We start from the raw sequence: 19,845 nt of genomic DNA, 5'->3' as shown, positions 1-19,845 counted from the left end.
GAACGGTCCTGCCGGGCCTGGGGGCGGTCAGCTCTTGCCGCCCTCCAGGGCCGCCACCGCGTCCTTGGCCGCCTTGATGGCACCCGTGTTGATGACGTCCGTACTGGGCGCCTTCCTCGTCTCGAAGTCGCTGCCGTTGTACGTGACCATCACCAGCGCGTTGGAGACCCGCACCAGCACCGTGCCCTCGCGCGTCTGCTGCTTGTCCTCGGTGGTGAGGTTCACCACGGAGTACCCGGCGTCACCGACGCCCGAAACATCCCCTCCGCCGCTTTTCTCCGCGATGCGCTCCTTGTACTCCTTCTGTGCCGCCTGGTCCGATTCCGTGATCTCGAAGGAGACGTCGAGCCAGCGGTAGTCGTACCCCTTGAGCGCGTTCCAGGAGCAGGTGCGGCGCAGCTTGCTGTCGGTGGACGGGATCTCCTTCCCGGCCGTCTTGGCCCCGGGCACCAGCGACCTCACGGTCTTCTCGGCCACGCTCGCGCAGGGCGCGGGCGCGGCGGCGTACGTCTTCGGCACCGCCGTCGACGAGGGCGCGGAGGGCGACTGGCCGGCCGTCTTCTGGACCGGCTGATGCCCGGCGGCCGGCGCCGGTGCGAACGGACCGGACGCCAGCGCCCAGCCGGCCGTGGCCAGTACGGCCACCGGCGACAGGCGCGCGGTCAGGGCGAGCGGCAGAGGAAGAGAACGCACGGCGCACTTCTCGTGGGGAAGGGTTGTGCGGAGGGGGTCCGCACCGCGGACGGGACGACAGTGTCACACGACTCCCTGTGAGGCGGAAGTGCGAACTCGTTCCGTGCCTGCGCAGTGACGTTGGAGCGCTGTTGACGAGCTGTGACTCTTACGGACATACAGCTGCTTTGCGGACGTACGGCCGTCACCGGCCAGGTGCGCCCGGGAGCGCGGGAGCGCACGGACAACGCCGGGAAACCGCTTGCTCCGGTGGGGTGCCGTTCGGCACGCCGGCCGCACGACCTCCTCATCATCCGTGACCGGCCTCGACGGGCTCGGGCGCCCCGCCGTCCGCGACGACATCCTCGCCTACTGCGCGCAGGGCAAGGAGGACGCCCGGATCCGGCAGGGCGGCGGGCGGCTGGAGTTCTGGCGGACCCAGGACGTGCTGCGACGTCTGCTGCCCGCTGCCCCCGCCCGCGTACTGGACGTGGGCGGGGGCGGCGGGGCGCACGCGGAGTGGCTGGCGCGGGACGGGTACACCGTCGAACTCGTCGGTCCCGTACCGCTCCATCCGGAGCAGGCCGCACGGCTGCCCGGTGTCGCGGTCCGCGCCGGGGACGCCCGCGCGCTGCCCGCCGACGACACGTCCCACGACGTGGTGCCGCTGCTCGGCCCGCTGTACCACCTGCCCGAACGGGCGGACCGCATACGGGCCCTCTTCACCACCGCCTAGCTGGCCCAACCCGCCGAAGAGCCGCAGGAGTTCATCGAGGCGGTCCTCACCCCAGAGGGCCAGTACGGGGTGGAGGACGTCGCCTGGCTCATGGGCGGTGCCGAGGACTGGCGCGACGACCCGGAATGGTGACGCCCCAGTTGTTGCCGTTGCCGTTGGGCTGGGCGGTCAGTACCCGGGCGCTGGGGTAGGTGGCGCTGATGTTCCAGGTGGGGCGATGATCTTCCCGGGGCCGGGGACGTTCATCGTGACGGTCCAGTTGCTGGAGCCGGTGACGGCGATGTTGAGTTTGTACCGGTCGCTCCACTGCTGGCCCGATCCGCCGCCGTCGGTCGAGACGAGTAGAAGTAGCCGTTGTTCGTGCCGGTCCGGTTAGACGTGATCACCGTGTCGGCACGGGCGGGGCCCGCACGGACCAGCGCGGCCACGACGGCCGGCGCGAGGGCTCAGGCCCTCCTGAGCGGGCTGAGTGTGCGCATACGTGCTTCCTCCTCTCCGACAACGGCGACTCGATAGCCTGCGCCATATGTTCACCACTCGCCCCACTCTCCAGGGCACCTTCGGGATGGTCTCCTCCACCCACTGGCTGGCGTCCCAGTCGGCGATGGCGGTCCTGGAGGACGGCGGCAACGCCTACGACGCCGCCGTCGCGGGCGCGTTCGTGCTGCATGTGGTGGAACCGCACCTGAACGGTCCCGCCGGCGAGGTGCCCATCCTGCTCGCCCCGGCGGACGGCGAGGTCCGCGTGCTGTGCGGGCAGGGCGTGGCGCCGGCCGGCGCGACGGTCGCGCACTACCGGGGACTCGGCCTCGACCTCGTACCCGGCACCGGCCCCCTCGCCGCCGCCGTCCCGGGCGCCTTCGACGCCTGGCTGCTCCTGCTGCGCGACCACGGCACCAAGACCCTCGACGACGTCCTGAAGTACGCCATCGGGTACGCCGAGCACGGGCACGCGCCCGTGGAGAACGTCGGCGCGACCGTGGAGAGCGTACGGGAGCTGTTCGAGACGGAGTGGACCTCGTCGGCGGAGGTCTACCTGCCCGGCGGGCAGCCGCCCCGGCCCGGCGCGCTGCTGCGCAACCCCGCCCTCGCCGCCACCTGGAAGCGGCTGCTGGCCGAGACCGCAGGGCCCGGGAACCGGGAGGCCCGCATCGAGGCCGCGCGAGAGGTGTGGCGCTCCGGCTTCATCGCCGAGGCGCTGGTACGGCAGGCCGCCCGGCCCACCCCGGACACCAGCGGCGAACGGCACACCGGCACCCTCACCGGCGCCGACCTCGCCGCCTGGTCCGCGACCTACGAGACCCCCGCGACCTACGACTGGCACGGCTGGACCCTGTGCAAGGCCGGCCCCTGGAGCCAGGGCCCCGCCCTCCTCCAGCAGCTCGCCCTGCTCCCGCCCGAGCTGCCCCCGTACGGCTCCGCCGACTACGTCCACCTGCTGATCGAGGGCTGCAAGCTCGCCATGGCCGACCGGGAGGCCTGGTACGGGGACGCGGCCGAGGTGCCGCTCGACGACCTGCTGTCGGACGCCTACAACGCCGAGCGGCGGACGCTCATCGGCCCGGAGGCATCCCACGACCTGCGCCCCGGCAGCCCCGGCGGACGTGTCCCCCGGCTGCCCGCGCGGGCGGGCGCGGTGGCCGCCGGAGAGCCCGGCTTCCACCCCAGGGGGGCGGGCGAGCCGACCGTCCTTAAAATGCCGGGCGAGCCCGAGGTCACCACGCACGGCGGCACCCGCGGCGACACCTGCCACCTCGACGTCGTCGACCGCTGGGGCAACATGATCGCCGCCACGCCCAGCGGCGGCTGGCTCCAGTCCAACCCGGTCGTGCCCGAACTCGGCTTCCCGCTCGGCACCCGGCTGCAGATGACCTGGCTGGAGGAGGGCCTGCCGAACTCCCTCACCCCCGGCCGCCGCCCCCGCACCACCCTCACCCCCTCGATCGCCCTGCGCGACGGGGTGCCGGTCATGGCCTTCGGCACCCCCGGCGGCGACCAGCAGGACCAGTGGCAGCTGCACTTCCTCCTGGCCGTCGCCCTGCGCGCCCCGGTCCGCGGCGGCCTCGACCTCCAGGGCGCCATCGACGCCCCGAACTGGCACAACGACAGCTTCCCCAGCTCCTTCCACCCGCGCGGCAGGCGTCCCGGCAGCGTGACCGTCGAGTCCCGCCTCGACCCGGGGGTCATCGAGGAACTCCGGCGCCGGGGGCACGACGTCACGGTCGGTCCGGGCTGGTCGGAGGGGCGGCTGTGCGCGGTGGCGCGGGATCCGGACAGCGGGATCCTGTCGGCAGGAGCCAATCCTCGGGGGATGCAGGGGTATGCGGTGGGCCGCTGACCGTCAAATTGTCGACGGTATCTCGTCGACAGTCAGCAGTCAGCAGTCAGCAGTCAGCAGTCAGCAGTCAGCAGTCAGCAGTCGGCAACCGACAGCCGGCAGTCGTCTGTCGCGCCCCGCTTCTTCATCCCGATTCCACCCGGTGTCCACCACCCGGGCGGGGATTGTCAGCGCCACGTGCTCTCATGGAGGCATGATCGAAGACACGGAAACCACCGACGAGTTTCTCGACGCGTTCGTCACCCGCCACTCCGCCGACGTCGAGGAAGCCGTCCGCAAGGCGGCCGCCGCCGAGATCCTGCCCCGCTTCCGCCGGCTCGCCGCGCACGAGGTCGACCAGAAGAGCGGACCGCACGACCTGGTGACCGACGCCGACCGCCTGGCGGAGCTGTACCTGACCGAGAAGCTCGGCGCCCTCCTGCCCGGCTCCGTCGTGATCGGCGAGGAGGCGGTGCACGCCAACCCGGCGGCGTACGAGGCGATCCAGGGCGACGCGCCGGTCTGGATCGTCGATCCGGTCGACGGCACACGGCAGTTCGTGCACGGCGACGACGGCTTCTGCACGCTGGTCGCGCTCGCCCGGCACGGCGTCACGGTCGCCTCCTGGACGTACGCGCCGTACCGCGACCAACTGGCCACGGCCGTACGGGGCAAGGGCGCCTTCCTGGACGGCGAGCCGCTGCAGGCCGGCGCCCCCGCCCCCGGCCGGGACCTGCGCGTCGCCACCTCCCACCCGGACTTCACCACGGACGAGCAGAAGCGCGCCCTGCTCGGCCTGTGGACGCAGGGCGTCGCACCGCGCTCCTGCGGTTCGGCGGGGCTGGAGTATCTGGCCGTCGCCCGGGGCGAGCTGGACGCCACCGCGTTCTCCTGGGAGGCGGCCTGGGACCACGCCGCAGGCCTGCTGCTGGTCGAGGAGGCGGGCGGCGCCCACCGCACGCTTGCGGGCGAGCCGTTCCGTATCACGGGCGGCAACGCCCTGCCGTTCACCGCGGCCCGGGACGCGGCCACGGCCCGCCGGGTGATGCGGCTGCTGCACAGCTCCGTCTGACAGCCGGCCCGGTGGTGGAGCTGCCGCGCACCCCGGCCCGACGGGCGCCCGCGTCACCCGGCCGACCCCACCCGCGCCGGGCACCGCCGGTGTCCCGGCATATGCTGAAGCCGAGTGGCCATCGGCTGACGAAGGGGTCCGAAGGTGCCGTCGATGCTCGATGCGGTCGTGGTGGGTGCGGGACCGAACGGCCTGACGGCCGCCGTGGAGCTGGCCCGCCGCGGCTTCTCCGTCGCCCTCTTCGAGGCTCGCGACACCGTCGGCGGGGGAGCCCGCACGGAAGAGCTCACCCTGCCCGGCTTCCACCACGACCCCTGCTCGGCGGCCCACCCCCTCGCCATCAACTCGCCCGCCTTCCGAGCGATGCCGCTGGAGCGGTACGGCCTGGAGTGGCTGCACGCCGACCTGCCCATGGCGCACCCCTTCCCGGACGGCACGGCCGCCGTGCTCGCCCGGTCCGTCGCCCAGACAGCCGCCTCCTTCGGGCCGCACGACGCGGGGGCGTACCGCAGGCTCGTCGCGCCCTTCCTCACCCGGTGGGACACCCTGGCCCGCGACTTCATGTCCCTGCCGCTCACCTCGCTGCCGCGCGACCCGGTCACCCTCGCCCGGTTCGGACTGGCCGGGCTGCCGCCCTCGACCTGGCTGATGCGCCGCTTCCGCGACGAGCGCGCCAGGACGCTCTTCGCCGGCCTCGTCGCCCACGTCATGGCCCCGCTCGGCGGCTTCGCCACCGGCGCCATCGGCCTGGTCTTCGCGCTGTCCGCGCACGCCCGCGGCTGGCCCGTGGCCCGCGGCGGCTCCCAGTCGATCTCCGACGCCCTCGCCGCCTACCTGACGGACCTCGGCGGCAGTGTGCACACCGACTACGAGGTCAAGCGCCTGGACGACCTGCCGCCCGCGCGCGCGTACGTCTTCGACACCTCACCCACCGCCCTGGCCCGCATCGCCGGTTTCGGCCGCTACTACGAGGGCTACCGCTACGGCCCCGGCGTCTTCAAGATCGACTATGCGCTGGACGGCCCGGTGCCGTGGACCGCCCCCGAGGCCCGCCGCGCCGGCACCGTGCAGATCGGCGCGGACAGCGCGGAGATCGGTTCCGCCCTGCGCGCGGTGTTCCGGGAGGGCCGCGCACCCGACCCGCCCTTCCTCATCACGGTGCAGCCCAGCATCGTCGACCCCACCCGGGCACCCGAGGGCAAGCAGGTCTTCTGGGCGTACGGCCACGTGCCGCACGGCTGGACGGGTGACCTCACCGACGCCATCGAGGGCCAGCTGGAGCGCTTCGCCCCCGGCTTCCGCGACCGCGTCCTGGCCCGCGCCACCGCCGGCCCGCCCGAACTGGCCGCCCGCAACGCCAACTACGTCGGCGGCGACATCGCCTCCGGCGCGGTCTCCGGCCTGCAGCTCCTGCTGCGACCCAAGCTGTCCCTGTACCCGTACAACACCCCGCACCCGGCCGTCTTCATCTGCTCGTCGGCCACCCCGCCGGGACCCGGCGTGCACGGCATGCCGGGGCACAACGCGGCCAAGGCCGTGTGGAGGAGGCTGCGGCAGACATGACCGCCATCACGCTCGTGCGGGGCGACATCACCCGGCAGACCGCCGACGCGATCGTCAACGCCGCCAACTCCTCCCTCCTCGGCGGCGGAGGCGTCGACGGCGCGATCCACCGCCGCGGCGGGCCCGCGATCCTCGAGGAGTGCCGCAAGCTCCGCGCCTCCCACTACGGCAGGGGCCTGCCCACCGGCAAGGCCGTCGCCACCACCGCCGGCGACCTGGACGCCCGCTGGGTGATCCACACCGTCGGCCCGGTCTGGTCCTCCTCCGAGGACCGCTCGGCGCAGCTGGCGTCCTGCTACCGGGAATCCCTCAGGGTGGCCGACGCACTCGGCGCCCGCACGGTCGCCTTCCCGGCCGTCTCCACCGGCATCTACGGCTGGCCGATGCACGACGGCGCCCGGATCGCGGTGGAGACGGTCCGTGCCACGGCCACGTCCGTCGAGGAGGTCCGGTTCGTCCTCTTCGACGACCGGGCGTACGAGGCGTTCGCCGGGCGACTCCGCTGACGGAACCTCGCCGTAGCGGGTCCCGGTTGCGGCCGCAAAACCGACGCACACACAGACACGGGACCCTGCGCAACGCTAACCTGACCCGGTGTCAGCGGCTCGGTGGCGGCGTCCACCCCACACCGTGTATGTGCGTCGCCAGCGTGAGATGACCCTCCTGCGTCGAAGCCTGGAGGGAGGCGCGAAGATCACGAACGTGCACGGAATCGCTGGTTCCGGCAAAACAAGGCTTCTGGAAAGCCTGATCGAGGAGCTGGATCGCGCTGGGCACCCGGTCGCCGTGGTCGACTTCCGTCACCTGACCCGCTGGGACCCCGTCACGTTCATGATGGATGTCGCCGAGCAGCTGAAACTCCCGCAGATCGAGGAGTTACGGAAAGTCGCCGACGAGACCTCCGTTCGTCTGCTCTCCTCGCTCCATTTCGAACCGCACGGGGCGGACGCTTCATGCATCAACGTGGAGGTCGAGAACAACACCTTCCACGGGAGTGTCGGGGACATCGTGGGCATCAAACTGGAAAACGTCCAGATGGCCCTTCCGGCCTCCGAACTCCAGCGGATCCACGACGAGCGGATCACGCGGGTCACCCGGACCTTCGGTGCGGCGCTCGAGTCCTGTTGCCGGGACAGGCCTCCGGTTCTGGTCCTCGACTCCTGCGAACTGCTGAAGGACCCGGAGGCCGGCGACGGCAGGGCGCAGTTCACGTCCTGGCTGTGGACGCGATTCATCACCCTCGCCGTCGGCCCCCACGACAACCCGCCCCAGTACGTGATGGCCGGCAGAAGCCGTCTGAACCAGGAGGACCTGCCGGCACGCGCGTACGACTCCGTGCACCACGTCTCCCTGGACGGGTTCACGCAGGACGAGGCGCGCCGGTTCCTGGAGCTGTCGTGCGGCGCGTCCCTCACCGGGGAGGCCGCGGCGTCCGCCCTCAGGCTCAGTCAGCTCAACCCTCTCTGTCTCAGCCTGATCGCTTCCGTCGTCACGGCCGCTCCCGAGGGGGCGGACGAGGTCGGTCAGGAGGTCTACCGCGAGGCCGCGACCACGCTCGTCACGGAGTTCCTGGTCAGGCGGATCCTCGACCGGCTCGACGAGCCGATGGTGGCAGCGCTGCGCATGTTCGCCGTCCCGCGAAGGAACAACGAGAACATCTTCCGGACCACCATGGCCGAGTGGGGAAGGGAAGCCGGCTCGCTCTGGCGGAGAATTCTCGGCTTCGGCTTCGTTTCCCCCGCCCGCGGCGGAGGATGGGAGATGCACGCCCTGGTGCGCTCACTGATCCTCTCGGATTTCCTCGCCAGTTCCCCGCGTGATCTGCGGGCGGCGCACGCACGCCTCTACCGGCTTTACGCCGAAGAGGTCGGCGAGCAGAACTGGATGTTCGTCCCGGAGTTCCCGGACATGGTCTACCACCTCGCCAGGGCGGACCACCGCAACGTCCGTATCATCGCGGAGACGTACGTGCGCACGGCCATGCGAACGCGAAACGTTCGCCTGACCGCTGTCATCTGGGACTCGCTCAAGGAGATCGAGGCCACCGCGGAGCCGGCCGGCTGGCTCACCTACATCGGTGCTGTGGCAAGGCTTTTCGCCTGTCCGGACGAGAAGGCCGCGGACCGGCTCAAGGCCATCTGCGGGAACGCCATTCATCCCCCGGTTCTGCGCCTCCTGGCAGCGTCGTCGCTCGCGATCTCCGAACAGCGCCAAGGCCGGCTCTCCCATGCCGCCGACTGGGCCGAGAAGGCGCTTCCGCTGAGTCGGCTGGCTCAGGAGGACGCCGGCGATCCCACTGAGGCGGCCGCTCTCAGCATCGCGGCCTGCCTCAACGATCTGGGCACTGTCCTGCGTACACAGATCCGGCTCGACGCGGCCCTCACGGTGTACCAGCGCGCCTGGCAGACCGGCCGGACCGGCAACCTGGCCGGCTCCCGGTGGGAAGCGGCGTACGCACTCCTCTATCAAGGGGTCATCTACACCGGCGGCCTGAGTGACTACGCTGCCGCGGCCGCGCACTTCTCGGCTGCCGAAAGCGAGTTCGGCAGACTGGGTGACCCCGTGGGCGTGGTGATGGCCATCCAGCGTCAGGGATGGCTCGCCCGCATGCGAGGTCACCTTCCGAAGGCCCTCGAAGAACACGAGCGAGCCGGGCGCTGCCTTGCGGAGATGTCCGAAGTGGAGCCCCTGCTCGCGGGAGAGGTCGCCCACAGCACCGGAAACGTGCTGCGGCAGATGGAGCGCTGGGAGGATGCCAGAGAGCAGTACCAGTCCGCTCTCGCGTCGTTCACCGCCGTCGGCGCTGAACGGCACCTGAGACTCCTGGAGAAGGATCTGGGCGAACTACTGGTCCGGATCGGGAAAATCCGCAGGGACCGGGCGGTGCTGGCCGAAGGAGTCACGCGCCTCGAGGCGGTGCTCAGCCAGAACCGGGCAGCCGGACAGGAGCGCGAAACCAGTCCGATCCTCTCGCTCCTGGGCGAGGCACTGACCGAACTCGGAAACCATCGGTCCGCCGGGGAATACCTGGAAGAATCCCTGAGGATAGCGCGGGAGACCAGGGTTCCGATCAACGAGTCACGCGCTCTCGCCAAGAAGGCCGTGCTGGCGCTCCACAGCCGCAGCTTCAGCGATGAGGAAATAAGGGTTCTGGCGGAGGAATGTGTCGATCTCTCCAGCACGCAGAAATTCTGGCACTACCGGGCGGAAGGGCTGATGGTGCTGGCCGTTCTTGCGGCGCGCGCCGGAAGTGCGGCGGAGACGGTCGCTCTGCTCAGGGACGGCATGGCATCCGCCGCGCGATACAACGAGAAGAAAACGGCCGAGATCGTATCGGCGTTCGAGAGGTGCGGCGGCGCCGCGGTGGGCGCGGCAGAGGCGCGGCAGCTGGTCCAGGACAGTCTGGCATCTACTCAGGTGGAAAATCATGGTGAACGTGGAGATTCTCGACCCCAACACCTTCCGGCCCAGCGGAAGAGTGATCGACATTCGTGACGCATGGCGGGAAGGCTCCTGGATCGGCACGTTCAATCTCTGGATCGCGCAGGAAGTCGCCGGCCGACGGTTCCTGCTCTACCAGCAGCGCGCCCATGACGCTTCCTGGGCGCCTTCCTGCCTGGACGTGGCGGCGGGCGGCCACTACGAGGTGGGCGAGTCGCTCTACGACGGCTTGCGGGAGGCGAAGGAGGAGCTGGGCAAGACGTACCAGCGAGAAGAGGTCCGCTTTCTCGGCAGGAAGCTGTACCTCTCGGACAGAAATGGCTACCGGATCCGCAACGTCGTGGATGTCTGCATCGTTCGGGACGATTCTCAGCTGACGAGTTTCAAACTGCAGGAGGACGAACTCGCCGGGCTGTTCCGATGCCCCCTCGATGAGCTCGTCCGAGTGCATGAGGAAGAGGACCATTCGTTCGTCGCCGAGGGAATCCTGGTACATCAGGGCGTTCAGCGGGAGGCCTCGCTCACCGTGACACGGGACAGTTTTCCCCACAACTGGGACGCCTATCACCAGAAAATGGCTCACTTGGCCAAGAGGTTTCTCGACGGGGAGAGCCACCTGTTCTACTGAAAGTAGCGGTCGGATATGAGTTTTCGCATATTATGCGTGGGTTCGGTCTGTCTCGACACCGTGGTGCGTCTCGGGGCCGGATCGTTTCCCGGACCCGAGGAACTTGTCCGGGTGCCGTCGCTGATCAATGCGGTAGGGGGGTGCTGCGGTAACTCGGCCACCGCTCTGGCCAGGCTCGGCGCGGCAGAGGTGTGCATGGCTGCCCTGGTCGGCGACGACGCGGCGGGCTTCCTGGCTCTTTCGTCGCTGGCGAAGGCCGATGTGACAGGTGCGATGGTCCGTCCCGGCGGGGCCACGGCCCACAGTGTCGTTCTGGTGGGACCCGACGAGAGGTCCTTCCTCTACCGTCCGGGGGTGAACGAAGACCTGCGGCTGGACGAATGCCTGTCCGTGCTGCGGAGTCGCCCGTTCGACGCCTTGCTGGTAACGGATCCGTTTCTGACGCACGTCGGTCGGACGGGGCTGGCCGAACTGCTGTCGGAGGCCCGCGGCAGAGGTGCCGTGACCGCCCTCGATCTCTGCTGGGATCCCGCCGGGCGCTGGGCCGAGTTCACAGACGGTTGCTGGCCCCATGTCGACCTCGCCCTCGCCAACCTGGAGGAGGCGCGGATGGTCACGGGTGCCGGGGACGCCGGTCAGTGCGCGTCGTCCCTCTGCCGGGCAGGGGCCTCGACGGCGGTCATCAAGATGGGTGCCGACGGCCTCCTCGTCCGATCCCACGGGGAGGTGTGGCACGTGGCGGCGCAGAAGGTGGAATGCCAGGACCCGACAGGCGCCGGCGACTGGTGCAACGCGGGTGTCGTCATGGGCTACCTCGCCACCGGTTCCGCGCATGCCGCGGCCCGGTTGGGCTCGCTGGCGGGTGCCTCGGCCGTCGGAACACTGGGCGGGAGCACGGCGACTCCGCTTCCGGAGCTCAGAACATCCCTGGCTCGGTATCTGATCGCGTTCGAGGAGGGCTCTCTTTGAAAGGCGGGCTGCGGTCCAGTTTCATGGGCATCCCTCTGAAGAACCCCTTCGTGCTGGCTTCCGCACCCCCGACCGGATCGGCGAGGGGGATAGGCCGATCCGCTGCTTCGGGCTGGGCGGGAGCGGTGACCAAGACCCTCACCCGCATGCCGCAGTACGCCCGCAACCTGACGCCCAGTCTGCTCCCGGCCCGCAACCTGGGATGGCAGCGCATCGGCATGCTGAACAACGAACTGCGGACGCCGATGACGCTGGCCGAATGGTGCGCGTCGGAAATACCCCGGGCCAGACAATCCGCAGGTGCCGATTTCTGCCTCGGAGTGAGCATCATGGAGGGACCGTCGCCCCGCGACTGGGAGATCAGCGCCCGCGACTGCAGTGAGGCGGGGGCCTCGTACCTGGAGCTGAACGTCTCCTGCCCGCACGGTGCTCCCGAGAAGTTTCGCGGGACGTTCATCGGCGACGATCCGGGCCTGCTCGGCGAAGTGGTGAGGGCTGCCTGTTCCGGCTCCGCCGTCCCCGTGGCGGTCAAGTTGAATGCCTCGTCCCACTGCCTTGTCGAGGCGGCGACCGCAGCGATCGCGAACGGGGCGGGCGGTCTCGTCTGTACGAACACGCTTCCCGGTCTTCCGCCGTTCGACCACCTGCTGGGACGACCGGAGGGCGTACCGGTGACGCCGATGGGGCTCTCCGGATCCTCCCTCCTGCCGATGAACCGCCTCGCGGTCGCCCGGTTGTCGGGCGAACTCGGGGCCGACGTCATGGCGGTGGGCGGGGTTTCGGGTGCGGCGGACGTGATCGACTACGCCATGCTCGGGGCAAGGGCTGTCCAAGTGGCCACCGCCGTCATGAGCCGCGGCCTGAAGCTCATCACATCTCTTGAGCGGAACGTGACCTCCCGTTTGGCGGCTGCCGAGGACGCGTCCTTCGGCTCGATCGTCGGTTCCGGGTTGCGATGGGTGACCAGCGCGAGTCAATGTCCCGACGAATGGTTCACCCGGACGGCTGAAGTCGACATGATGCGCTGCACGCTGTGCCGCGCGTGTGTTCCTGTGTGTGCCGAGTCAGCGGCCTCCTGCATCTCTGTGGCCGATGACGCTTTGAAGATCGACGAAGACCGTTGCACAGGTTGTGGGCTCTGCCTCATGGCATGCCCTGTGGACGCTCTTCACCTGCGAAATCTTTCCGACACGGAGGGCTTCGATGTCTAGCTCGACCACCATGCTCCTGTTGACTGTCGCGGCGGGCCTGGTCCTGATGGTCGTCGCGGCTCTCCTCGCCAGGAAGCTCGGTCTGCGCCGGCTGAAGTTCTGGTCCATCGAAGTGGAATCCGACAGCCCGGCTTCCCGGGACGGTGATGACGAAAGCGGGCGACCCTCGACGTCCGGCACCGTGAAGGTGCAGGACAGCCGCTTCAGCGGAGACGTCGGCGACATCTCCGGCGTGAAGATCGTGGGTTCCGATGCCGACCCCGCGAGCAGGCCGGGAAGGACCGGCACGGGAGAGTCGGCTTGACCGGTGGGACGGGTCGGTCCCGAGCCGACCCGATAAGGCGCTCCTCGAACCCACGGATGCGCCGCCCAGTGCTGGACGCCCCGGAGTGCGGCGGCTGGTGGGCTGTGCCGCCCGGTTCGGTGCCGGCCCCAGCGACACGGCGGGCCCCGACTGCTTCCTGACCGCGCCGGCCCGGGAGTACGGCCCCGGGCGCCCACGGCGAGCTGAAGAAGCACGACCTCGGCCACGACCGCTACTTCGACACCTCCAGGGACATCTGCCGTACCGGCGGTCCCCTCCCGGGCGACCGCGGCGAGCACCGCGACCGCGCGGCGACCAGCAGCGGATGCCCGACCAGCCGGGTCTGCACGCCCCCCGAACGGGTCGGCGGACGGCACGTTCGCCCGCTGAAGCGTCCAGGACACCGGGCCGACGCCCGCCACGAGCATCCGGAACGCCGGATAGAACGCACAACGAGGAACTGGTCCCGGACCCCGCCACCGTCTACCGGCAGGTCTGGGGCCGGGGCCGCCGGAGTGGACGACAAGAACCTCGCCGATACGTCGGTTACCCCGGCGCAAGCTCGCCGGCGCCGGCCCCCCACCTGATCCACACCGCACGCGGCGTGGGCTACGCGGTCCGCCGGCCATGAGCCTGCGCTCCCGTCTCGCCTCAGCCGCCGCGCTCCACCCGCCACCCCACGGCCGCCAGCACCGGCCCCACCGCCAGCACCGCCGCCAGCACCCCGTACCCGTACGTCAGCGTCGCCGCCGACGCGACGCCCGCCACCAGCAACGGACCGCCCGCGTCCCCCAGTTCGCGCCCCAGTTCCGCGGCGCCCATGGTCTGGCCCAGCCGCTCCCGGGGCGTGGCCGAGGCCAGGGCGGCGAAGCCCAGAGGGGTGATCAGGCCGGTGCCGACGCCGATCAGGGCCGCAGCGAGGAGGACACCGGCCGGGCCGGGCAGCATCGCCGATGCCAGGCCCGCCGCCGCGAGCAGCAGCCCGCAGGCCAGACCGGCGGGCGTCGCGAGCCGCCCCGCGTCCAGCGCCCGCCCGGCACGCGGCTGGACGACGGCCGCGCAGGCCGCCAGCACCGACACCGCCGCGCCGGTCGCCACCGTGCCGAGCCCCGCGGCCGCCCCCGACACGGGCAGGAAGCCCACCCCGGCCGACAGCGCGGCGGTCGCCCCCGCGAGCGCGGCCGTCGGCACGAGGAACGCCGGCTCCGCCAGCCGCCGCCCGAGGTCCAGCAGCGTCTGCCGGGCCCGGGGGAGCGGCGGCACGTGCGGTACGGCGGCCAGCGCCCACCCCGCCACCACCGCGCCCAGCACCGCCAGCACCGTGAACAGCAGCCGCAGCCCGCCCACCCACACCAGCACCCCGCCCAGCAGCGGACCCAGCGTGTACCCGACGGACTTGAAGAAGCCGTAAGTCCCGAACGCCCGGCCCTGCCCGCCGACCGGGTGCAGCCGGGCCACCAGCGCCGAGGCCGCCGGGGAGAACGCGGAGGCCGCCGCGCCCTGGCCGAGACGGGCGGCCCACAGCCGGCCCGGGCTGCCCGCGACCGCATACAGCGCGGACGCGGCGGCGAAGGCGGCGAGCCCGCCCAGCAGCACCGGACGCGCCCCCACCCGGTCGGCCAGCGTGCCGAACACCGGCTTGAGAAGCACCTCGGCGCCGTCGTACAGGGCGAGCAGGCCGCCCAGGACCCACAGGGAGGTGACCGCGTCACCGGAGCGGGCGCCCAGGCTCGCGGCGACGCCGTGCGCTCCGAACGCGGTCGTGAAACCGGCGGCGTACAACGGCCACACGCGGCCTCGGTCCATGACGAGCAGCCTACCGACGTATCCGCACAAGTGATCCGGACACGATCCGCGATCCGGGCAGCCCCAGGGCACACGAGGCTGATGTCGGATTCCCGCCAGCCCGCCCCCGCCGGGTGGGCGATCCTGGACGCATGCAGACAGGGATGCACGCCGACCGGGACCGCTGCGTGCGCGCCGTCCAGTCGAAGGACGCCCGCTTCGACGGCTGGTTCTTCACCGCCGTCCTGACCACCCGCGTCTACTGCCGGCCCAGCTGCCCGGTCGTGCCGCCCAAGCCCGAGAACATGACCTTCTACCCGAGCGCCGCCGCCTGCCAGCAGGCCGGCTTCCGGGCCTGCAAGCGCTGCCGCCCCGACACCAGCCCCGGCTCCCCGGAATGGAACCGGCGCGCCGACCTGGTGGCCCGCGCCATGCGGCTGATCGCCGACGGGGTCGTGGACCGCGACGGCGTGCCCGGGCTCGCCGCCCGCCTCGGCTACAGCACCCGGCAGGTCGAGCGCCAGCTCCTCGCCGAACTGGGCGCGGGCCCCCTCGCGCTCGCCCGCGCCCAACGAGCCCGGACCGCCCGCCTGCTTATCGAGACCACCCCGCTGCCCATGGCGGAGATCGCCTTCGCGGCCGGCTTCTCCTCGATCCGCACCTTCAACGACACCGTCCGCGAGGTCTTCGCCCTCTCCCCGAGCGCACTGCGCGCCCGGGTGCCGAAGAAGAACGCTCCCGGCACCACACCGGGCGCTCTCTCGCTGCGCCTGCCCTTCCGCACCCCGCTCAACCCCGACAACCTCTTCGGTCACCTCGCGGCGACCGCCGTACCGGGTGTGGAGGAGTGGCGGGACGGCGCCTACCGGCGCACGCTCCGGCTGCCGTACGGACACGGCATCGTGGCACTGACCCCCCGGCCGGACCACATCGCCTGCCGCCTCACCCTCAGCGACCTGCGCGACCTGACCGTCGCCATCAGCCGCTGCCGCCGCCTGCTCGACCTGGACGCCGACCCCGTCGCCGTCGACGACCAGCTGCGCACGGACCCGCTCCTCGCGCCCCTGGTCGACAAGGCCCCCGGCCGGCGGGTGCCGCGGACCGTCGACGAGGCCGAGTTCGCCGTACGGGCCGTGCTGGGCCAGCAGGTCTCCACGGCCGCCGCCCGCACCCACGCCGCCCGGCTGGTCACCGCGCACGGCAAGACCGTCGACGACCCCGAGGGCGGCCTCACCCACCTGTTCCCCACGCCCGACGCGCTCGCCGCGGTCGACCCGGAGTCACTGGCGATGCCCCGCACCCGGCGCGGCACCTTCACCACCCTGGTCGGCCGGCTCGCCGACGGCTCACTCCACCTGGGCGTCGAGAGCGACTGGGCCGAGGCCCGCGCCCGGCTGCTCGCCCTCCCCGGCTTCGGCCCCTGGACGGTCGACGTCATCACGATGCGCGCCCTCGGCGACCCCGACACCTTCCTCCCCACCGACCTCGGCATCCGGCGCGCCGCCCAGGAGCTGGGCCTGCCCTCCACCCCGGCCGCGCTCACCGCCCGCGCGGCGGCCTGGCGGCCCTGGCGGGCGTACGCCGTGCAGTACCTGTGGGCGACCGACAGTCACCCCATCAACTTCCTGCCCGTATGAGCCCTTCCAAGGCATCCAAGGCATCCAAGGGACGTCCCGTGAAGCAGCACACCGTCATCGACAGCCCCTACGGCCCCCTCACCCTCGTCGCCGACGACGACGGCGTGCTGCGCGGCCTCTACATGACCGACCAGCGCCACCGCCCGCCCGAGGAGACCTTCGGCGACCGCGACGACACGCCCTTCGCCGAGGCGCGGGAACAACTCGCCGCCTACTTCGCCGGGGAACTGAAGGAGTTCAGCCTCGAACTGCGCCTGCACGGCACCCCGTTCCAGCGCGGCGTGTGGAACCAGCTGCGCCGCATCCCCTACGGCGAGACCCGCTCCTACGGCGAACTCGCCGACGCCCTCGGCAACCCCGGCGCCTCCCGGGCCGTGGGCCTCGCCAACGGCCGGAACCCGATCGGCATCATCGTCCCCTGCCACCGCGTGATCGGCGCGAGCGGCGGCCTCACCGGCTACGGCGGCGGCCTGGACCGCAAACAGCGGCTGCTGGACTTCGAACGGGGCACGGCGCTGTTCTGACGCCGTGTCAGCCCCGTACTCCTCTCAGCGAGGACAGCAGCCGTGGCAGCGCCGTGCCGATCGGCTCCCCTACGACCTCTTCGGCGGGGTCGTCGTACGGCGTCGGCTCGGCGTCGACACTGCCGGCTGCCTTCGCTCTTCCCCTGGGTGTGCTTCTCGGCCCACTCGGCGGACGGACCGACCGCCACGAGCATGCCGTGCAGGCGCTTGAACCCGAAGCTGCTGAGATCATGGGGGAACTCCATGCGATCTCCATGCATGCCCCGGGGCGTCGCGGCCCTTCCGGGAGCAAGCAGGCGCCTTACGTCCTCTCGCTGCTCAGCCGGTGGAGAAACTCAGGCAGGCCGGTACCGATGGGCTCGCGGATTACCTCGTCCGCGCGGTCGTCGTAAGGCGTCGGCTCGGCGTTGACGATGATCAGCCGTGCACCGTGGTCGCCGGCGACGCCGGCGAGGCCCGCCGCCGGCTGGACCTGGAGGGTGGTGCCGACGGCGATGAACACCTGGCAGGCCTTGGCGATGGCCACAGCCTCGCCCAGCACCATCGGGTCGAGGCGCTCGCCGAACATCACGGTCGCCGACTTCAGGATCCCACCGCACTCCAGGCACGGCGGATCCTCCTCGCCGGTCTCGACGCGGGCGAGGGCATCCTCCATCGGTCCTCGGGCGTGGCAGTTGGTGCAGACGACCTCCCGTGCCGTGCCGTGGAGTTCGAGGACCTTGCGGGCGGGCAGGCCGGCGAGCTGGTGCAGTCCGTCCACGTTCTGTGTGAGGACCCGCAGCGGTACGCCGGAACGCTCCAGGTCGACGATCGCCCGGTGCGCGACGTTCGGCTCGGCCTTCAGCGTCCGGTTCTCGCGCCGCATCTGCCACGACCGCCGCCGGATCTCCGGGTCGCCCATGTAGTACTCGTACGTCACGAGCTTCTCGGCCTCGGGGTCCCGCCGCCACAGTCCGTTGGGCCCGCGGTAGTCCGGGATGCCGGAGTCGGTCGAGATACCGGCGCCGCTGAGGATCGCGACGAGGGGCTTGGTCATGTCACCGAGGGTAGGACGGCCGGTGCGGGGGCGGCGAACGGATATCGCCGCGCCCCGGCCGGTGCTAGCGTCCCCGCATGGCCAAGGTCACCGTGTCGTTGGACGCCGAACTCGTCGTGGAAGTCATGGTTCTCGCGGGCGTGGGCAGCCCCCAGGACGCCGTGGAACTCGTCGTCCGCGACTACATCGAACGCGGGCACCGTACGGAGGCCCGGGTCGTCGAGCGGGACGAGGCGCTGCGCGAGGTGGACGTCAAGCCCCACGACCCCCAGGGCTGAGCCCCCGGAGCGCCGGATCAGGCCACGCGGTGCCCGTTCTCCAGCTCGGCCGTTCCCGAGCCCTCCGCCAGGACGTCCAGCGCGGCCAGGACGCGGCGGCCCAGGGAGCCCAGCAGGTAATCGGGGAGCTCCTCACGCGGGACGAGACGCCAGGACAGCAGTTCCTCCTCCTGGAGGCGGATCGCCTTGAAGTCGGCCTCGGCGAGGACGCCGCCGTCGTACAGATACGCCACCAGCGGCGGCCGGCCCGTGCCGTGCACCCAGTCCACCGCGAGCAGCCGGCCCGGTTCGCGGTCCAGGCCGATCTCCTCGAGCGTCTCGCGGCGCGCGCCCTGGCGCGGGGTCTCGCCCTCGTCGGACTCCACGGTGCCGCCCGGCAGCGCCCAGCCCTCACGGTAGTTGGGCTCCACGAGCAGCACCCGCCCCTCGGCGTCCCGGAAGAGGGCGGCGGCACCGGCGAGGACGCGGGGCAGGCCCGCGATGTACGTGGCGAAGTCTTCAGTCGTGGTCATTCAGGAAGGGTAACCAGGTGCCATCGGCTGGAACTCCGCCGTCGCCAGGCGCAGGGTGCGTTCCGCCAGCGCGCTGATGCGGACGCCGTCGAAGCCGAACACCGCGCTGCGGACCGTGTCCTGCAGGGGGTCCTTCCACTGCGGCGGGATGGCCGCCGCACCGTTCAGGACCCCGGCCACCGAGCCCGCCGTGGCTCCGTTGGAGTCGGTGTCCAGGCCGCCGCGCACGGTGAGGGTGATGGTGCGGGTGAAGTCGCCGTCTCCGTAGAGAAGACCGGCGGTGAGGACGGCCGCGTTGGGGATCGTGTGGATCCAGCCGAGCCCGGCGGTCTCCTCGGACACCGTGGCCAGGGTGTCCTCCCAGGTCATCCGGGTCTCGTGGAGGGAGGCGACCCGGCGTACCGTACGGGCCAGACGGCTGCTCGCCGGGACGACGGTGAGCGCCGTGTCGAGGGCGTGTCGCACGGTCGGGGCGGTGAACGCGGCCGAGATCAGGGCCGCCGCGAACATCGCCCCGTACACGCCGTTGCCGGTGTGCGACAGCACCGCGTCCCGGCGGGCCAGCGCGGCGGCGCGGCGCGGGTCGCCCGGACAGGTCCAGCCGTAGACGTCGGCGCGGATCAGGGCGCCGATCCACTCCTGGTACGGATTGTCGTACGTGGCCGTGAGCGGTGGCTTCAGACCGCTCGCGAGATTGCGGTAGGCCGCCCGCTCCGCCATGAACGTCTGCAGGTACGGCAGCCGCAGCAGCCACAGGTCGCCGACCTGCTCGGTGCTGAAGGCGAAGCCGTACGTCTCCAGCAGGTGCAGGCCGAGGATCGCGTAGTCGACGTCGTCGTCGCGGCAGCTGCCGTGGATGCGGCCGCGCACGCACACGCGCCACTCCGGGCGCAGCTCGCGTCCGTCGCTCTCGTCGGCCGGCTCGGGGAGGTAGTCGGTGAGCGGCAGGGCGGCGGCCTGGCGCAGGTAGCGGTCGATGCGGTCGCGCGTCCACACCTCGCCCTGCTCGACCGGCTTGCCGAGCATGTTGCCGGCGATCCGGCCCAGCCAGCCGCCGAGGATGCGGTCGGCGAGTTCCGGTTCGGTGCGCACGGGGGTCATGGCTGGGATGTACCCACTTTCCAAAGGGGGCTCCCAGCGGCTTCCCAGGGTTCCGGCCG

At 71.4% G+C, this 19,845-nt stretch carries 17 protein-coding genes and 3 pseudogenes; 14 read left to right on the top strand and 6 right to left on the bottom strand.

What is annotated here, in order from left to right:
* Positions 1–27: 27 nt before the first annotated feature.
* Positions 28–693, bottom strand: coding sequence for a hypothetical protein (locus tag ACIBBH_RS11055; RefSeq protein WP_399403936.1), 666 nt, complete (start codon positions 691–693; stop codon positions 28–30).
* 340 nt (positions 694–1,033) lie between these two features.
* Here ACIBBH_RS11055 and ACIBBH_RS11050 point away from each other — a divergent pair.
* Positions 1,034–1,534, top strand: a pseudogene (locus ACIBBH_RS11050) (class I SAM-dependent methyltransferase); the annotation flags it as partial.
* On the opposite strand, the pseudogene ACIBBH_RS11045 reads toward ACIBBH_RS11050, so the two are convergent.
* Positions 1,497–1,735: pseudogene (locus ACIBBH_RS11045) on the bottom strand (hypothetical protein); the annotation flags it as partial. The pseudogenes ACIBBH_RS11050 and ACIBBH_RS11045 sit on opposite strands and share 38 nt — an antisense overlap.
* Positions 1,736–1,934: 199 nt before the next feature.
* On the opposite strand from ACIBBH_RS11045, the gene ACIBBH_RS11040 reads away from it, so the two are divergent.
* From ACIBBH_RS11040 to ACIBBH_RS10995, 10 genes and pseudogenes are all read left to right on the top strand, one after another.
* Positions 1,935–3,746, top strand: coding sequence for a gamma-glutamyltransferase family protein (locus ACIBBH_RS11040; protein ID WP_399403935.1), 1,812 nt, complete (start codon positions 1,935–1,937; stop codon positions 3,744–3,746).
* A gap of 193 nt (positions 3,747–3,939) precedes the next feature.
* Positions 3,940–4,797, top strand: coding sequence for an inositol monophosphatase family protein (locus ACIBBH_RS11035; RefSeq protein WP_399403934.1), 858 nt, complete (start codon positions 3,940–3,942; stop codon positions 4,795–4,797).
* 153 nt (positions 4,798–4,950) lie between these two features.
* A complete protein-coding gene (locus ACIBBH_RS11030) occupies positions 4,951–6,360 on the top strand; it encodes a phytoene desaturase family protein (RefSeq protein ID WP_399403933.1) in 1,410 nt (469 codons plus the stop codon).
* Positions 6,357–6,866 (top strand): O-acetyl-ADP-ribose deacetylase, encoded by a 510-nt coding sequence (locus tag ACIBBH_RS11025; RefSeq protein ID WP_399403932.1) that lies wholly within the window; start codon positions 6,357–6,359, stop codon positions 6,864–6,866. Before ACIBBH_RS11030 ends, ACIBBH_RS11025 begins: the two co-directional genes overlap by 4 nt.
* Positions 6,867–7,014: 148 nt before the next feature.
* Positions 7,015–7,527, top strand: a pseudogene (locus ACIBBH_RS11020) (ATP-binding protein); the annotation flags it as partial.
* A gap of 111 nt (positions 7,528–7,638) precedes the next feature.
* Entirely contained in the window at positions 7,639–9,855 is a 2,217-nt protein-coding gene (locus ACIBBH_RS11015) for a tetratricopeptide repeat protein (protein ID WP_399404039.1), read from the top strand.
* On the top strand, positions 9,797–10,429 hold the full coding sequence (locus ACIBBH_RS11010) for an NUDIX domain-containing protein (RefSeq protein WP_399403931.1): 633 nt from the start codon (positions 9,797–9,799) through the stop codon (positions 10,427–10,429). The genes ACIBBH_RS11015 and ACIBBH_RS11010 overlap by 59 nt, the downstream gene beginning before the upstream one ends.
* A gap of 15 nt (positions 10,430–10,444) precedes the next feature.
* Positions 10,445–11,398, top strand: a complete 954-nt coding sequence (locus ACIBBH_RS11005; protein ID WP_399403930.1) for a carbohydrate kinase family protein — start codon at positions 10,445–10,447, stop codon at positions 11,396–11,398.
* The gene (locus tag ACIBBH_RS11000) at positions 11,395–12,609 is read left to right on the top strand and encodes a 4Fe-4S binding protein (RefSeq protein WP_399403929.1); all 1,215 of its coding nucleotides are present in this window, start codon (positions 11,395–11,397) and stop codon (positions 12,607–12,609) included. The genes ACIBBH_RS11005 and ACIBBH_RS11000 overlap by 4 nt, the downstream gene beginning before the upstream one ends.
* Positions 12,602–12,913, top strand: coding sequence for a hypothetical protein (locus ACIBBH_RS10995; RefSeq protein ID WP_399403928.1), 312 nt, complete (start codon positions 12,602–12,604; stop codon positions 12,911–12,913). The genes ACIBBH_RS11000 and ACIBBH_RS10995 overlap by 8 nt, the downstream gene beginning before the upstream one ends.
* A 651-nt stretch (positions 12,914–13,564) precedes the next feature.
* On the opposite strand, the gene ACIBBH_RS10990 is transcribed toward ACIBBH_RS10995, so the two are convergent.
* Complete coding sequence (locus ACIBBH_RS10990) at positions 13,565–14,719, bottom strand: MFS transporter (RefSeq protein ID WP_399403927.1); 1,155 nt, start codon at positions 14,717–14,719, stop codon at positions 13,565–13,567.
* Between the two features lie 143 nt (positions 14,720–14,862).
* On the opposite strand from ACIBBH_RS10990, the gene ACIBBH_RS10985 reads away from it, so the two are divergent.
* Both ACIBBH_RS10985 and ACIBBH_RS10980 read left to right on the top strand, forming a co-directional pair.
* Positions 14,863–16,335, top strand: coding sequence for a DNA-3-methyladenine glycosylase 2 family protein (locus ACIBBH_RS10985; RefSeq protein WP_399404038.1), 1,473 nt, complete (start codon positions 14,863–14,865; stop codon positions 16,333–16,335).
* A 38-nt stretch (positions 16,336–16,373) separates the two neighbouring features.
* Positions 16,374–16,859, top strand: coding sequence for a methylated-DNA--[protein]-cysteine S-methyltransferase (locus ACIBBH_RS10980; RefSeq protein WP_399403926.1), 486 nt, complete (start codon positions 16,374–16,376; stop codon positions 16,857–16,859).
* A 301-nt stretch (positions 16,860–17,160) separates the two neighbouring features.
* Here the strand turns inward: ACIBBH_RS10980 and ACIBBH_RS10975 are convergent, their stop codons facing one another.
* Positions 17,161–17,895 carry an SIR2 family NAD-dependent protein deacylase gene (locus ACIBBH_RS10975; protein ID WP_399403925.1) on the bottom strand — a complete coding sequence of 245 codons (735 nt, stop codon included), beginning with the start codon at positions 17,893–17,895 and terminating at the stop codon, positions 17,161–17,163.
* A gap of 77 nt (positions 17,896–17,972) precedes the next feature.
* Between ACIBBH_RS10975 and ACIBBH_RS10970 the strand changes: the two genes are divergently transcribed.
* Entirely contained in the window at positions 17,973–18,173 is a 201-nt protein-coding gene (locus ACIBBH_RS10970) for a type II toxin-antitoxin system VapB family antitoxin (RefSeq protein ID WP_399403924.1), read from the top strand.
* Between the two features lie 17 nt (positions 18,174–18,190).
* On the opposite strand, the gene ACIBBH_RS10965 is transcribed toward ACIBBH_RS10970, so the two are convergent.
* Both ACIBBH_RS10965 and ACIBBH_RS10960 read right to left on the bottom strand, forming a co-directional pair.
* Positions 18,191–18,685 carry an NUDIX domain-containing protein gene (locus ACIBBH_RS10965; protein WP_399403923.1) on the bottom strand — a complete coding sequence of 165 codons (495 nt, stop codon included), beginning with the start codon at positions 18,683–18,685 and terminating at the stop codon, positions 18,191–18,193.
* The gene (locus ACIBBH_RS10960) at positions 18,686–19,786 is read right to left on the bottom strand and encodes an ADP-ribosylglycohydrolase family protein (RefSeq protein ID WP_399403922.1); all 1,101 of its coding nucleotides are present in this window, start codon (positions 19,784–19,786) and stop codon (positions 18,686–18,688) included. It lies immediately after the preceding gene.
* Between the last annotated feature and the right edge of the window lie 59 nt (positions 19,787–19,845).

Origin of the sequence: Streptomyces sp. NPDC051636 (genome assembly GCF_044453765.1) — a bacterium.
In the GTDB taxonomy this organism is placed as follows: domain Bacteria; phylum Actinomycetota; class Actinomycetes; order Streptomycetales; family Streptomycetaceae; genus Streptomyces.
The sequence above is the reverse complement of the archived record's forward strand: the minus strand, read 5'-3'. Positions and strand labels throughout refer to the sequence as shown.